Annotated in this window: 18 protein-coding genes; 9 read left to right on the forward strand and 9 right to left on the reverse strand. The window is 72.0% G+C overall.

Features of this window, described 5'->3' with window-relative positions; all coding sequences use genetic code 11:
- Positions 1 to 101 precede the first annotated feature (101 nt).
- Together HT134_RS33500 and HT134_RS33505 are read left to right on the forward strand one after the other, a co-directional pair.
- Positions 102 to 752 (forward strand): class I SAM-dependent DNA methyltransferase, encoded by a 651-nt coding sequence (locus HT134_RS33500; protein WP_376768135.1) that lies wholly within the window; start codon positions 102 to 104, stop codon positions 750 to 752.
- Between the two features lie 134 nt (positions 753 to 886).
- Positions 887 to 1,207 (forward strand): ankyrin repeat domain-containing protein, encoded by a 321-nt coding sequence (locus HT134_RS33505; protein WP_175604476.1) that lies wholly within the window; start codon positions 887 to 889, stop codon positions 1,205 to 1,207.
- A gap of 12 nt (positions 1,208 to 1,219) precedes the next feature.
- Here HT134_RS33505 and HT134_RS33510 read toward each other — a convergent pair whose 3' ends face one another.
- The 8 genes from HT134_RS33510 to HT134_RS33545 form a co-directional block, all read right to left on the reverse strand.
- On the reverse strand, positions 1,220 to 1,594 hold the full coding sequence (locus HT134_RS33510) for a hypothetical protein (RefSeq protein ID WP_217708657.1): 375 nt from the start codon (positions 1,592 to 1,594) through the stop codon (positions 1,220 to 1,222).
- A gap of 97 nt (positions 1,595 to 1,691) precedes the next feature.
- Positions 1,692 to 3,314 (reverse strand): SCO7613 C-terminal domain-containing membrane protein, encoded by a 1,623-nt coding sequence (locus HT134_RS33515; protein WP_175604477.1) that lies wholly within the window; start codon positions 3,312 to 3,314, stop codon positions 1,692 to 1,694.
- Positions 3,315 to 3,395: 81 nt separating this feature from the next.
- A complete protein-coding gene (locus tag HT134_RS33520) occupies positions 3,396 to 4,292 on the reverse strand; it encodes a hypothetical protein (RefSeq protein WP_175604478.1) in 897 nt (298 codons plus the stop codon).
- Positions 4,293 to 4,734: 442 nt separating this feature from the next.
- On the reverse strand, positions 4,735 to 5,313 hold the full coding sequence (locus HT134_RS33525) for a hypothetical protein (protein ID WP_175604479.1): 579 nt from the start codon (positions 5,311 to 5,313) through the stop codon (positions 4,735 to 4,737).
- A gap of 46 nt (positions 5,314 to 5,359) precedes the next feature.
- Positions 5,360 to 5,944, reverse strand: coding sequence for a hypothetical protein (locus HT134_RS33530; RefSeq protein WP_175604480.1), 585 nt, complete (start codon positions 5,942 to 5,944; stop codon positions 5,360 to 5,362).
- Positions 5,945 to 5,996: 52 nt separating this feature from the next.
- Positions 5,997 to 6,614, reverse strand: coding sequence for a hypothetical protein (locus HT134_RS33535; protein ID WP_175604481.1), 618 nt, complete (start codon positions 6,612 to 6,614; stop codon positions 5,997 to 5,999).
- 83 nt (positions 6,615 to 6,697) lie between these two features.
- Complete coding sequence (locus HT134_RS33540) at positions 6,698 to 7,699, reverse strand: hypothetical protein (protein ID WP_175604482.1); 1,002 nt, start codon at positions 7,697 to 7,699, stop codon at positions 6,698 to 6,700.
- A 4-nt stretch (positions 7,700 to 7,703) separates the two neighbouring features.
- A complete protein-coding gene (locus tag HT134_RS33545; RefSeq protein ID WP_175604483.1) occupies positions 7,704 to 8,201 on the reverse strand; it encodes a SigE family RNA polymerase sigma factor in 498 nt (165 codons plus the stop codon).
- Between the two features lie 109 nt (positions 8,202 to 8,310).
- On the opposite strand from HT134_RS33545, the gene HT134_RS33550 reads away from it, so the two are divergent.
- The 7 genes from HT134_RS33550 (at position 8,311) to HT134_RS33580 (ending at position 13,689) form a co-directional block, all read left to right on the forward strand.
- Entirely contained in the window at positions 8,311 to 9,003 is a 693-nt protein-coding gene (locus HT134_RS33550) for an SDR family NAD(P)-dependent oxidoreductase (protein WP_175604484.1), read from the forward strand.
- A gap of 213 nt (positions 9,004 to 9,216) precedes the next feature.
- Complete coding sequence (locus HT134_RS33555; protein WP_175604485.1) at positions 9,217 to 9,813, forward strand: RNA polymerase sigma factor; 597 nt, start codon at positions 9,217 to 9,219, stop codon at positions 9,811 to 9,813.
- A 145-nt stretch (positions 9,814 to 9,958) separates the two neighbouring features.
- Positions 9,959 to 10,423 carry a peroxiredoxin family protein gene (locus tag HT134_RS33560; RefSeq protein ID WP_175604486.1) on the forward strand — a complete coding sequence of 155 codons (465 nt, stop codon included), beginning with the start codon at positions 9,959 to 9,961 and terminating at the stop codon, positions 10,421 to 10,423.
- Between the two features lie 200 nt (positions 10,424 to 10,623).
- Entirely contained in the window at positions 10,624 to 11,037 is a 414-nt protein-coding gene (locus tag HT134_RS33565; protein ID WP_175604487.1) for a TOBE domain-containing protein, read from the forward strand.
- 11 nt (positions 11,038 to 11,048) lie between these two features.
- Positions 11,049 to 11,843, forward strand: a complete 795-nt coding sequence (gene modA, locus HT134_RS33570; RefSeq protein ID WP_376768136.1) for a molybdate ABC transporter substrate-binding protein — start codon at positions 11,049 to 11,051, stop codon at positions 11,841 to 11,843.
- A gap of 5 nt (positions 11,844 to 11,848) precedes the next feature.
- Positions 11,849 to 12,661 carry an ABC transporter permease gene (locus tag HT134_RS33575; protein WP_175604489.1) on the forward strand — a complete coding sequence of 271 codons (813 nt, stop codon included), beginning with the start codon at positions 11,849 to 11,851 and terminating at the stop codon, positions 12,659 to 12,661.
- On the forward strand, positions 12,658 to 13,689 hold the full coding sequence (locus HT134_RS33580; protein WP_175604490.1) for an ABC transporter ATP-binding protein: 1,032 nt from the start codon (positions 12,658 to 12,660) through the stop codon (positions 13,687 to 13,689). The genes HT134_RS33575 and HT134_RS33580 overlap by 4 nt, the downstream gene beginning before the upstream one ends.
- Positions 13,690 to 13,719: 30 nt before the next feature.
- Here the strand turns inward: HT134_RS33580 and HT134_RS33585 are convergent, their stop codons facing one another.
- On the reverse strand, positions 13,720 to 14,190 hold the full coding sequence (locus HT134_RS33585) for a molybdopterin-dependent oxidoreductase (protein ID WP_175604491.1): 471 nt from the start codon (positions 14,188 to 14,190) through the stop codon (positions 13,720 to 13,722).
- Positions 14,191 to 14,309: the final 119 nt, after the last annotated feature.

Consider the following 14,309-nt stretch of genomic DNA (forward strand, 5'->3'; position numbering starts at 1 on the left):
TTCAGTGGCCGTACGCGCCGCGCCAGGGGACCGGATCGGTGACGCGCCGGCCGGTCGATGATCGACGATTTCCGCCGATGGTTGGACTACAGTCGTCCGCCGTGGCCGAATCCTCCCCCTATCTGACCGCGACCGCGGACGCCTACGACGCCGTCGCCGAGCTCTACGCCGACCTCGCCCGGGACTCGCTCGACCGCCTGCCACTGGATCGCGCGATAGTCGCCGCGTTCGCCGAACTCGTACGTGCCGCCGGACCCCGGCCGGTAGCCGAGGCCGGCTGCGGTCCCGGGTACATGACGGCGCACCTGCGTGACCTCGGGCTGGACGCCTTCGGCGTCGACCTGTCTCCCGCGATGATCGACATCGCCCGCAAGGACTATCCCGACCTGCGTTTCGAGGTCGGTTCGATGGGCGCCTTCGACGTGGCCGACGGGGAGCTCGGCGGTCTGCTCTCCTGGTACTCCGTCATCCACGTCCCGCCGCCGGAGCTGCCGCCGTACCTTGCCGAGTTCCGCCGGGTGCTGGCCCCGGGCGGATACCTCCTGCTCGGTTTCTTCGAGTCCGAGGGCGGGCCGGTGCTGCAGTTCGACCACAAGGTGACGTCGGCCTACCGCTGGCCGATCGACGACCTGGCCGACCTGCTCCGCAAGGAGGAGTTCGTCGAGGTGGGGCGGATGTTGCGCGAGCCTTTGGAGGGTGAACGGTTCCGCCGCGGCCACTTGCTGATGCGCAGACAAGCCGCCACGTCCTGATGGTCACGCTATAGGCCCCGGCGCCGCACATCTGACGGGCGGGTACGCGGGCGGCCTGTCACGCAACAGGCCCGCCCGCCGGCCGCAGGGTTGACGTGATCACATGGCGGAGGCGTTCATGCCAGGCTTCCCCCATGACGCAGAGTCCCGCGCACCTGGCAGTCGAACTCGAAGACCTTCCCGCCCTCCGCGAACTCCTCGACAACGGTCACAGCGTCGAGGACCCCGACGAAAACGGGTGGACCCTGTTGCACCACGCCATAGACGTGGAGATTGACGGACACGTTCAGACCGGCGAGCCCCTGCATGTCGATGTGACGGCCTACCTCCTTGCCCGTGGCGCCGACCCGCTCGCCTCGTCGCCGCGACACGGGACACCACTCCACCAAGCCGAGTCACGGCGCCACTGGCTCGCCGTCGAGATCATCCGAGCGTGGGCCGGGTCGCAGGTTTGACGCGAGCGTCCGCTAAGCCGGAAAGTCGGTGTCCCAAGGGTAGGTGAACCGTTCGGGCGGTACGCCCCAATCTTGGAGCAGGGCCAGGAGGTCGGCTTCGTCGGCGGCGGTTGTGCGCTTGATCTCGTCGCTTCCGATGTCGTAGTCCCAGCCGTCGAGGCGCTCGATGACGTACTCGCAGTGTGTCAGCCGAAAGCTGCGGCCCTCGTCGTTACGTGTCCAGCCTTCTCGCTGGGCGGCGGCGTCGGCGTCAGTCCTCAGTGGGCGGATCTCGATCCATGCGCGATACTCCGGCCGGCCTGCCTCGACTTCGGCGACGAGGGGTCGGCCGAGGCGAAGCGCGCTCAGCTTGTCCGTGGGGAAGGCTGCCTCAGATGGTTGAGCCATGGGGCTGAGCCTCTCACGGGGGAGTCCGGGGGCCGTGCGGCGTGCGCCTGGGTTGCCTCCGTGATCGCGTGACTGAGTCTCTTTCGATGGCGGAACGTCAATGCATCGCTGTCAGGGTGTCGCGCAACTGGCGCAGGTTCCGCATGCGGGCCTCGTACGTCGCCCCCACCACCACGAGCAGCAGTCCTCCCGCGGCGATCGGCACCCAGTTCGGCACCGTGAGCAGCAGTTCCGACACGTACGGGGCCAGTTCCCGCACCGTGACCCCGGCGAGCACGAGGGCTCCGATCGCCGTTGGGGCCTGGAGCCGGAGCCGGGCTCCGGCGAGCAGCGCCGCCAGCGACAGGACGCCGAGGGCCAGCGACCGCCGCCACTCCGAGTCCACGTATACCGCCACCAGGCTGGGCAGCATCGTGAAGGAGAGGCCGGCACCATAGGCCGCCCAGGACGAGACCGGCGCGCCGCGCCGCCGCCGCAACCAGCCGGAGCCCAGGAGCACCAGCGAGCACGGCACCGTGTACGCCTCGACGACGGTGACCTCGTCCGCCGCCAATCGCAGCCACGAGGCCAGCAACAGCAGGGCGGTGCCCGTGTACCTGAGGCCGTTCGCGCCGCCTCCGACGGCCGAGCCCGCCCACAGCGACATGAGCAGCACCAGCACCCCGGCCACGGCGAATCCCAGGCTCGCCGCGACCAGGACGCTCAGGCCCAGCGAGAAGCCGGCCGTCACCGCCTCCAGCCCGAGGAACAGCGCGGCGAAGCACAGTCCCCAGATGCGGAGCTCCCTCACCCTGGCGGTCAGGGCCATGGAGGCCGCGGCCACCGCCAGGATCGGCAGCACGATCAGCGTCGCGGGCTCGCTGCCGAACGCGTACGCCGCCGCCCGTACCGAGGCCGGACCGGCGACGAGCGCGCATGCCGTGGCCCACCAGGGCGCCCGGCTCAGGGTGGCGGTCACCGCCAGCGCGACGGCCAGCACCACCTGCACTGTCACCGCGGCCGGGTACGGCATGCCGAAGGCTTGCGGGATGATCGCGACCATCAGCGCGCCGGACACCAGCGCCCCGGAGAGCAAAGGCGCTCTAGACGCCAGCGTCTGGGGCCCCAGCGCCTTGGACCCCAGCGCTTTGGACGCCAGCGCCCCGGGCGCCGATTCGCTCCGTGCTGATTCGCCCGGCGTTGATTCGCTCCGTGCTGATTCGCCCGGCGTTGACTCGCTCCGTGTCGATTCGTTCGGTGCCGATTCGCTGGGCGTTGATGCGTTTGGCGTTGATTCGCTCGGCGTGGAGCCGCTGGACGTCGGCGTCCCCCGCACCGGCGTTCCCGGCACCGGCGTCCCTGACGCCGCCGCCTTCGTCGCACGGCCGCCGGCGGCCCGCATGGCCGCCACCAGCAGGCCCGCTGTCATCGCGCCCAGCGCCACCACGTCAGCGGGCGTCGCCGTCTCGAACGGCCGCCACCGCGGGCCGTTCCACGTGCCCGTCCAGAGCACGTCCAGCCAGGCGAGCGGCGCCGCCAGCGTGACCACGAGCCGAGACAGCAAGGTCAGCGTGGTCAGCAGCGCCACCAGTCCGCCGGTGGTCATGCCTGTCAGCCGTACCTTCCGCCAGGGCAGCCAGGTGGCCGCGAGCACGACGGCGAGTGCGGGGACCAGGTAGGCCAGGGGACGCCAGTCCGCGCCGGGGCCGTTCAGCGCCGGCTGCGCCAGCGCGGCCGGCACGGCGATCAGCGTGAGCGTGGTCCCGACGGTGACGGCCGAGGCCCAGATCTCTTCCTCGGCCTTGCCCGGCCGGGCCAGCAGTCAGGTCACGAACCCGCCGAGCAGAGCCAGCGCGACCAGTGGCATGGTCCTGGCCAGGGCCTCACCGACGGACGAGGAACCCAGCGCGTGCGCCGCGCCGACCAGCAGGGCGAGTATCGCGACCCCGCTGCCGGCCAGGGCGGCCGTCACCCTCACCGCTCCCCGGCCACGGCGGACCAGGGGGACGTCCAGCGCCGCCGTGGCCACCAGCATGGCCACCAGCCAGGTCATCGACCAGTCGCCGGTCAACAACGGCAGGACCGGCTGCGCCAGCACCACGGCGACCGGGGCGGGTCCGCGAAGCCGGGTCACCCGGGCATAGACCACCAGGACGAGCGCGGTGAGCCCGAGCGTCCCGGCCGTGTAGTGCGACGCGTCGAGGGCGTCGACCCCGAGGAATCCCACCCGCCTGGCCGCGTAGCCGTCGAGCAGCAGCAGCGCGACGGCGAACCCGGCCATGGTCTCGGCCGTCGCGGTGAGCCCGCGCCGGATCAGCACGACCGGCGCCAGCATGACCAGCGTGGTGAACGCGGCCAGCACGGCCGCGCGCCCGCCGATGCCCAGCAGCCCCCAGCTCACCACGGTGAACACCACCGCCGCCACCGTCAGCAGCAGGCCGCCGAGGATGAGCAGGACGTTCTTCGCGGCGCCCGGGGAGACCTCGCGCGCCGGGGCGCCCGGGTGTGATGCCGGGGTGCCCGGGTGTGATGCCGGGGTGCCCGCGGTTCCCTGGTGCGCCGCGCCCGTGCCTGCCGCCCCCTGGGCCGCCGTGCCGGCGCGCAGGATGTCGAGCAGTTCGGTACGGCGGGCCTGCAGCCGCGCCTGCTGGTCCCTCAGCCCGGCGAGGACCTGGTCCACCTGCCAGAGCTCGTGCGCGGCGGGTCCCTGCAGAGGCAATGCGCATGCCGGGCACCTGGTCACCGGCCCCTGAGGCCCGGGCAACGGCGCCTCACAGGCCGGACATTTCATACTTTCGCGCACCGATACCCCGCTTAAGTCATCAAGACACCTCATAATTCACCCCAACGTCCTTGCAAACCACTGTCACCGCGGACCGGCGCGTTCGACGAGGGGAGGCGAGGGCGAGGCGAGGGCGAGGGCGAGGGCGAGGGCGCGGGCAGGACGCCGGCCACGCCGCGGCGGGCGTCCGCCGCCGGAGCGAGGCGAGGTCTACGCCTACGCCCGCCACGGCTACACCAGGCTGACATCTCGATGTACCAGCCGGCAGGCCGCCGAACGCCACTGGGCAGCCTTGCCGGACCTGTTCACCGGCAGGCTCTGACCCGGGCGCGCGATCGAGCGGAACCCGCGCCCGGATCAGCCCGCGAAGCGCTGGAGATCAGCCCGCGAACGACACGGTGGCGAACCGGTACCAGGTCTTGCTGTTCTCGTCCCCGTAGTGGACACGACCGGTCATGACCTTGCCGGTCGCCGCCTGCCAGCTGTGGCTGCTCTCCTTGTACTCACCGCTGGTGTCCCCGTCGGTGAGCAGCACCTGCCGTCCCTGCCAGTACAGCGCGGCGGTGCGGTACCTCGTGTCGCCGTTCTCGTCGTCCTGGTGCCATCTGCCGACGATCACCTGGTGGTCGGGGGCGCTGTAGTCGGACCTGCTCTCCCTCTGGGGGGAGGTCCAGTCACCGGCGTGCACCTGGACCTGCTCGTCGTTGATCAGGATGCGGCTGCAGTAGTAGGTGGTCCTGGCCCGCTCGTCGCCGTAGTGGGAGCGTCCGGTGAGCACCTGGTTCGGCGGGCAGGTGAACTGGATGCCCATCGACTCCCACACGCTCTCCGTGTAGACGCGTTCCATCTTGATCGTCACCGCCGCCGAGGCGGGAGAGGCCATGGTGGCGGCGGACAGGGTGGCGGACAGGGCGGCGGCCACGGCGACGACGGACAGGGCCTTGCCGTACGTTCTCATTGTCTTCGGTTCCTTTCGAGGCGCGATCACGCGGCGGTCGGCGGGATCAGCCCGCGAAGGTCACGGTGGCGAACCGGTAGTACGTCTTGCCGTTCTCGTCCCCGTTGTGCAGGCGACCGGTCATGACCTTGTTCTCGTCCGCCTGCCAGGTGTGGCTGCTCTCCCTGTACTCGCCGCTGATGTCCCCGTTGGCCAGCAGCACCCGCTGGCCCCGCCAGTAGACGCTCGCGGTGCGGTACCTCGTGTAGCCGTTCTCGTCGCCTTCGTGCCACCTGCCGGCGACCGCCTGGTGGTCGGGGGCGCTGTAGTCGGACCTGCTCTCCTTCAGGCGGGAGGTCCAGTCGCTCAGGTACACCTGGGCCTGCTCGCCGTTGATGAGGATGAAGCTGCAGTAGTAGGTGGTGGGGGCGTTCTCGTCGCCGTAGTGCGAGCGGCCGGTGAGCACCGTGTTCGTCGGGCAGGTGAACGGGTCGATCCACTCCCGCACCATCTCGGCGTGGGCGCGCTCGACCTTGATCGTCACGGCCGCCGCGGACGCGGGCGCGGGAGCCGCCACGGCCACGGCCGCCAGAGCGGTCAGGGCGGCCGCCGCGGTGGATGCCGCCGCGGCGGACAACGCCTTCTTCCTCATATGTGTGTCTCCTGTGACGCGTTCTCGCTTACCTCGCGGAGCGTCGCAGAGCTCACTGGTGATCGACTTGGATCTTGGTTGCGACGGTGGCCAGGCGGTCTCGCACGAGCCGCCGGCGCTGAGCGGGGATGCGGCAGCCGTCCAGCGCCCGTCGCAGCAGATCGGCATCGAACCCGTGCGTGCCCAGGTGGTCGAGGAGCGGGTCGTAGCGATCAGGCCGGTCTCGCAGGAGCTCCGTGGCCAACCGGAGCTCCAGCCGGACGACCGGCACATGGTGCGAGCCGCAGGGAACCTGGACGTAGTGCTGCCACGGCCCGCTGCCCGCGCACTCCATGGCGTCCGAATCGACCTGCCTTTCGGGGGTGCTCAGCTCCACGTCCACCCCGTTCACCGCGAACCTGGCGAAGTACTGCGCGGATCCGGCGAGCCAGGACGCCGGGTACCGGCAGGGGAACGACGAGAGCGCCGCGGCGAACGTGTCCACGTCCTCCCGGGCGCCGAGCAGGATGTCGATGTCCCCGGCGGGCAGCGGGACTCCTTGCAGGAGCGCGGCGCCGGTGCCGCACACGCGGTACGCCGGGTCGGCGCCCGCCGCTTCGAGCGCGTCGAGCGTCATGGCCAATGCCGTGGCCGCATCCGTCGAGGTCAGTGGTCTTTTCGCGTCGCCCATGCGGATCAACGTAGCGAGCGGACGGGCGTCCGCGTCAGTCCTCCGTCCCGTACCACCGAAGAGCGCCGCCCCCGCCGGCGGCATCACATGAATCCGTCGTAGACGGCCACCGTCAGCGTCCCCGGGCGGAGCAGGTACTCCGGAACGGGCGCCGTCACCCGGACCTTGACCGTCACCGTCTTCTCGGCCTGCGGCCGCTTGCCCAGGACCGTGAACCCCAGCCCGCGGGCGCCGGGCGGGATCGAGCAGTCGATGGCGCCCTTCTCCATCCGGCCGTTCACCCACAGCTGCTGGAGGAGCCGCTCGCCGAGGTTGTCGCCGCAGTAGGCGACGACGGCCAGGGTGCGGCCCGTGTTCGGCACGGTGAGCGTCACCTCGCGGGCGCCGGGCCAGGTGACGCTGCGCCTGGTGACCAGGTCGAGCCCCTCTCTGATCTTCGCCGGCGGCTCGACCGGGGGCGCGGGCGCCCTCATCGTGACGGGAGGCGCCCATTCGTACACGCCGAACCGCCACTTCCCGGCGGGCGCGTCGTGCCGCGCGGTGATGGTGAACGTCGCCCGCCGCGTCCCGGCCGGGAACGGCGTCATGTCCATCGCCATGCCGCGCGTGCACGCGTTGGCCAGGAAGGGCACCGGCGACAGCGTGTACGTCCGGGCCGTCCCCGGCACCCGCGCGCTGATCTGGGGCTGCCGTGACGTCTCGGGCGGGCACTCGGGCAGCACCGCCACCGGCTTGCCGCTCACCTTCACCTGGAACGTCTTCGACCTCTCTTTCGACGGGTCGAAGGCGACCACGGCGAGCCGGCGGTAGACGGTGCCGTCGGACTCCTGGTACCGCACCGGGAACTTCTCGCTCATCCGCGCGACGGTCGGCCGATCGACGTCCTCCGGACCGCGCAGGCTCACGGCCGTCACCGCGGCGACGGCCGCTACGGCGACGGCGGCCGCGGCGGTGACGGCCGACAGCCGGCGCCGTCGCGCGCTCCGCGTCCCGGCCCGCAACGAGTGCCACGGGACGGGTCGGTCGAGTGCGGGGCGGCTGCGCTCGTCCAGCAGGTGGCGGAGCTCTCCCTGGTCGATGGGCATGGTGCTACCCCCTCCTGTCGTACGCGAACGACTCGTCCACCCGCAGCTTGGCCAGCGCCCTGCTCGCCTGGCTCTTGACCGTCCCGACGCTGCAGCCGAGCATCGAGGCGGTCTGGGCCTCGGTCAGGTCCTCGAAGAACCGCAGCACGATGACCGCCCGCTGCCGGGCCGGCAGGCGTCCGAGCGCCTGCCAGACCAGCTCCCGCTCGTCGGCCTGCCCCATGTGGTCGGCCGCCTGTGCGCGGTCGGGCGGCGACTCGCTGGTCAGCTCGGCCCGTCTCCAGCGCCGCCGCCACCAGGAGACGTGCAGGTTCGTGATGATCTTCCGGACGTACGCCTCGCGCTCGGCCCCCAGGCGCGGCCAGGCCTGCCACGCTTTGAGCAGTGCCGCCTGCACCAGGTCCTCCGCGGTCGCCCAGTCGCGGGTGAGCAGGTAGGCGGTGCGGAGCAGCCGGTGCCACGACGTCTCGACGAAGGCGTCGTATTCCGATCGATCCGCCATGAACGGTCCTTCCTGCGGCGACAGTCACCCGTCCTTACGCCGCCTGGGGCGCGGAAGGTTGCGCGGTGCGTACGATGATCACGCTGCCGCGCCGAGGTTGGGAGCCGTCATGGGACACGTACTGGTGACCGGAGCCACCGGAGGGATCGGGGCGGCGCTGGCCGGCGCGCTGGTGGAGGCCGGGCATCGGGTGACCGCCGTGGGGCGCGACGTCGGGCGGCTCGGCGCGCGGGGGCTCGACGTGCGGGGGATCGAGGTGGATCTCGCCGAGCCCGGGACGCTGGCCGGTGCGATCGGGGCGCTGGAGAAGGCGGGCGAGCTGGCGGATCTGCGAGCGCTGGTGCATTGCGCGGCGATCGCCCCGGTCGCGGCCGTCGCCGACGCCGACCCCGGGACGTGGCAGCGGACCCTGGCGGTGAACGTGGGCTCCGCCGCCGAACTGACCCGGCTGACGTTACCCGCCCTGCGGCGCTCGCGGGGTCACGTGATCTTCATCAACGCCGCTCCCGGAACGACCGGCATCGCCCGCTGGTCGGCCTATGCCGGCAGCAAGGCGGCGCTGCGCGAGCTGGCCGACTCGCTGCGCGACGAGGAGGCGGCCTCCGGCGTACGGGTCACCACCGTCTATCCCGGCCCCACGGCGACCGACCTGCTGAGCGAGGTCAGGACCGCGTTCGGCCGCCCGTACGATCCCGAGCTGTGCATCCGGCCGCGGACGCTCGCCGCGATGGTCGTCTGGGTGCTGAGCGCGCCTCCCGACGCCTACACCGCGGAGCTCGCCGTGGTGCCGTCGCCACGCTGACCTCCGCGCCGTCTCCGGAGAGCCCCGGCCGCGACCGGCCACGGCTCCCGACATGAGCCGATCGCGGCATGGGTGAATCCTTTCGCCCCGCCCAGCCCTCTTATGAGGTGATGGCCACACTGGGGAAGGAGACGGGTGTGCGGGACGCCGTGACGCCGGTGGTGCGGCGGGTATGCTTCAGGACCTTGTCCAGCAGAGAGCAAGGGCGTGCGCATGGCTGACCGGGGATGGGCGAGTGCGCAGCTCATCGAGGCCGCGCAGGCCGGCGACCGCGAGTCGATCGCCGCGGTGCTCTATGGCGCCCACGCTCACGTGCGGCGCTTCGCGGAGCACCTTTGCGCCTCACCGCAGGACGCCGAGGACGCCGCGCAGGAAGCGCTGATCATCCTCTACCGGAAGATCGGCTCGCTCCGCGCCACCGGGGCGCTGGCGTCGTGGATGTTCCGCATCGTCCGCAACGAGTGCCTGCGCCGCGCTCGTCTGGTGTTCGAGCGTCAGGACGAGCGACCGCTGTTCGAGCGTGAGGACGGGTTCGAGAGCGGCCTGGCGTCCTCGGCCGAGGACGAGGCGCTCCGGCGGCTGGAGGCCGAGTGGGTCGCGCGGGCGATCCAGGAGTTGCCCGAGGTCCAGCGCAGAGTGCTGATCATGCGGGACGTCCTGGGCCATCCGGGGCCGTCGGTCGCGCGGTCGCTCGGCCTGAGCAACGCCGCGATGAAGTCCCAGCTGCACCGGGCCCGCAACAGGCTCCGGCTCGGCCTGGCGGGCGTGACCGGCCCCGCCGAAAGCCCGTCGGACCGCGGCGCGGCCTGACGTACGCCCGACCCCGGACCCGCCTGACGTACGCCCGACCCCGGCCCCGCCTGCCGTCGGCCTGACTCAGGACCACCGAAGGTCTGCCCGAAGACCGTCGAAGGTCCGCGTTTTCACAACCCGAGTTCGAAGAGGAAGTTCCGCCATGCTCGAAACTGGATCCCCCGCGCCCGACGTGGTGCTGGAGGACACCGACGGCCGTACCGTCCGCCTGTCCGACTACCGGGGCCGACACGCCGTACTGATCTACTTCATGCGGTCGACGTCGTGCCCGGTCTGCAACCTGCACGTCCAGGACCTCGACCGGCGCCGCGACGAGTTCGCGGACGGCGGCGTCCAGGTGATGCTGGCGGTTCCCGAGGACCGTGCCGAGGCGGCCGCCTGGAAGGCCAAGCGGGGGGTGCCGTTCCCCGTCCTCGTCGGCCGCCAGGGCACTCCGCACGAGATGATCGGCCTGGGCAGGAAGGTCTTCGGCGCGCTGCAGCAGTCCGGCAGCATCCTGGTCGACGCGGCGGGCGTCGTCCGCCACGCTCACGGCTCCACCCTGCCCACCGCCGGCTACGACCGGAAAGGGATCATCGCGGCCGTCAAGAGCATGTCGATCACCTGACGCGGGTTCACCGGGAAGGGGCCCGTCACCGGCGGAGACGCGGTGGCGGGCCTCTCGCGTTGTCGCCGGCGCCGCTGCGCGACGGCCGGGACGGCGGGGTCCACTCTCGTGGATGCCATGTCAGGAGGCTGGATCGGGCTGCTGTTTCGGGGGAGAGGGGGTCTTCAGACTGGTATGTGCGAAGGGTAGGGTGAGGTCTTGTGACGACGTTCCGGATCAGTGAGGCCGCGGCGCTGCTCGGGGTCAGCTCCGACACCGTACGCCGGTGGGTGGACGCGGGCCGGCTGGCGGCCGAGCGGGACGAGCACGGTCACCGGCAGGTGAACGGCGCCGATCTGGCGGCCTTCGCCCGAGCCCAGGTCGGGGAGAGCGAGAGCGGCAACCGCTCCTCGGCGCGTAACCGCTTCCGCGGGATCGTCACCGAGGTGATCCGGGACGCGGTGATGGCGCAGGTGGAGATCGCCGCCGGGCCGTTCCGGGTGGTGTCGCTGATGAGCCGCCAGGCCGCCGACGAGCTGGGCCTGCAGGTGGGGGTGGTGGCGATCGCCGTGATCAAGTCCACCAATGTCGTCGTCGAGATCCCTGGTCACGAGCGCGTGCCCAGCAGCCTGTGAGGAGCCCCTTGGTGTCGAGGCGTTTTCCCCGGTGGACCGTCGCCCTCCCCGTCGCGCTCGCGCTCGGCCTGTCGGGATGCGGCTCCGCCGTACCGGCCGGCTCGGCGGCCACCCCCGCCGGCGCGGCCAAGGGGGCGAAGGAGGTGACGGTGTTCGCGGCGGCGTCCCTGACCGGCGCCTTCACCGCGCTCGGCAAGCACTTCGAGGCGGCTCATCCGGGTACGTCGGTGAAGTTCAACTTCGGCTCCAGCGCGACGCTCGCGCAGCAGATCGCGCAGGGCGCGCCCGCGGACGTGTTCGCCGCGGCCAGCCCGGCCACGATGAAGACGGTCACCGACGCGTCGCCGGCGACCTCGCCGAAGACCTTCGTCCGCAACAAGCTGCAGATCGCCGTCCCCTCCGACAACCCGGCCAAGGTGGACGAGCTGAAGGACCTGGCCGACCCCAAGGTGAAGGTCGCGCTCTGCGCCGAGCAGGTGCCGTGCGGGGCGGCGGCGGTCAAGGCGCTGGACGCGGCCGGGCTCGAGGTCAAGCCCGTGACGCTGGAGCAGGACGTCAAGGCCACGCTCACCAAGGTCGAGCTGGGCGAGGTGGACGCCGCCCTGGTCTACCGGACCGACGTGATCGCCGCGGCGGGCAAGGTCCAGGGCATCGCCTTCCCCGAAGCCGACAAGGCGATCAACGACTACCCGATCGCCGCCCTCCCGAAGGCTCCCGCCGGTGAGCTGGCCGAGCAGTTCGTCGGCCTGGTGCTGTCGCCGCAGGGCAAGGACGTGCTGACCAAGGCCGGTTTCGAGGCGCCCTGATCAGCATGGGCGCCGTCACCGAGCAGAACCGCACCGCTTCGGCGCGGCCGCCGTGGATGCTGGTCGTGCCCGCGCTGGCGGGGCTGGCGTTCCTGGTGCTGCCGCTGGCCGGGCTGCTGGTCCGAGCGCCGTGGTCCACGCTGCCGGAGCGGCTGGCCGAGCCGTACGTGCTGGAGGCGCTGCGGCTGTCGCTGGTGACGGCCACCGTCGCCACCGCCATGAGCCTGCTGCTCGGGGTGCCGCTGGCCTGGCTGCTGGCCCGGGTCGAGTTCCCGGGCCGGCGCCTGGTGCGGGCGCTGGTGACCGTGCCGCTGGTGCTCCCGCCGGTGGTGGGCGGCGTGGCGCTGCTGCTGGTGCTGGGGCGGCGCGGGCTGGTCGGGCAGTGGCTGGAGTCGGCGTTCGGGATCACGCTGCCGTTCACCACGGCGGGTGTGATCGTCGCCGAGGCGTTCGTGGCGATGCCGTTCCTGGTCATCAGCGTGGAGGGCGCGCTGCGGGCCGCCGACCGGCGTTACGAGGAGGCCGCGGCGACGCTCGGCGCCTCCCGCTGGACGGTCTTCCGCCGCGTCACCCTGCCGATGGTCATGCCCGGCGTGGTGGCGGGGGCGGTGCTGTGCTGGGCCCGGGCGCTGGGCGAGTTCGGTGCCACGATCACGTTCGCGGGCAACTTCCCCGGCACCACCCGCACCATGCCGCTGGCCGTCTACCTGGCGCTGGAGACCGAGCCGGAGGCGGCCATCGTGCTCAGCCTGGTGCTGCTGACCGTCTCGATGATCATCCTGGCCGGCCTGCGCGACCGGTGGGTGAGCGCGCCGTGACCCTCCACGCCCGGCTCGTGGTCACCCGGCCCGCCTTCACCCTCGACATCGCGCTCGACGTCCGGCCGGGCGAGGTGGTCGCGCTGCTCGGCCCCAACGGCGCGGGCAAGACCACCGCCCTGCGCGCCCTGGCCGGCCTCGTCCCCCTGTCGAAGGGCGAGATCGTCCTGGACGGGCACGCCCTGCACACCCTGGCCCCCGAGCAGCGGCCGATCGGCATGGTCTTCCAGGACTACCTGCTCTTCCCGCACCTGTCGGCGCTGGACAACGTCGCCTTCGGTCCCCGGTGCCAGGGCGCCTCCAAGGCCGAGGCGCGCCGCACGGCCGCCGCCCTGCTGGAACGCGTCGGCCTGGCCGAGCGGGCCGCCGCCAGGCCGCGGCAGCTCTCCGGCGGCCAGGCGCAGCGCGTCGCGCTCGCCCGGGCGCTGGCCGTACGGCCCGACCTGCTGCTGCTGGACGAGCCGCTGGCCGCCCTCGACGCGCACACCCGCCTGGAGGTGCGCTCGGAGCTGCGCCGTCACCTGGCCGACTTCGGCGGCGCCACCGTGCTGGTCACGCACGACCCGCTGGACGCCATGGTGCTGGCCGACCGGCTGGTCGTCATCGAGAACGGCGCGATCGTCCAGCAGGGCGCCCCCGCCGAGGTGGCCCGCCACCCGCGCACCGACTACGTCGCCCGGCTCGTCGGGCTCAACCTGTATCGCGGTGTGGCCGACGGGCCGCGGGTCAAGGTCGGCGAGCTGCTGATCAGCACGTCGGAACGGCTGGAGGGGGCCGCGTTCGTGGCCTTCCCGCCCGCCGCCGTGGCGCTCTACCGCTCCCGTCCGGACGGCAGCCCGCGCAACCTCTGGCAGGCGCGCATCGACGGCATCGAACGGCACGGCGACAACGTCCGCGTCCACCTCGACGGCCCTGTCACGGCGTTCGCCGACATCACCCCCGCCGCCCTCGCCGACCTCGACCTCACCCCGGGCCAGACGATCTGGGCCTCGGTCAAGGCCACCGAGACCCACGCCTATCCCGCCTGAACGAGCTCCTGTCTGAACGAGACGGCGCGCTCATCCCCACAGCCGGTCGTCGGCGCACACCCGGATGTCGGTGACCTGGCTGATGTGCCGCGCCCCGCAGCGATCGCCCGGCATCACCAGGTGCGGCCCCTGCTCGTCCAGCGGCCGGCAGTCCATGCTGACGGCCAGCAGCGCCCGCGTGTCGCCGAACTCGGGGTCGATCTCGCCCCACGACAGCACCGCGCGGTGGCCGTCGCGTCCGAGCACCGCGATCAGATGGCGCAGCCGGTCCTTTCGCTCGGCCGGGTCGAACAGCGGCTGCGCGGCCTGGAGCACCTCGATGAGCAGCGGCCCGGTGAAGTAGTGGCGTCGCGGTCCGGAGGTGCGGCACTCGAAGGTCACCGTCATCTCCCGCTGTGGCATGGACCGCAGCGTCGCGACGCTCCACCGGGCGGGTACGCGGACCTCGCCCGACAGAGCCACCTGGCCGGCCGATGGAAGATCGGTTGACGTCGGCCGCACGGCCGCCTCCTCGTCTTGACCCTCCTCACCCTCACATGGGCCGCCATGTAACTGCAAGGGGCTTTCGTGCTACCCATCGCAGATGCAAGGGAAATGGCGGAAAGGATGTAGCTTCTGCG

Origin of the sequence: Nonomuraea rhodomycinica, assembly GCF_013363995.1 — a bacterium.
In the GTDB taxonomy this organism is placed as follows: Bacteria; Actinomycetota; Actinomycetes; order Streptosporangiales; family Streptosporangiaceae; genus Nonomuraea; species Nonomuraea rhodomycinica.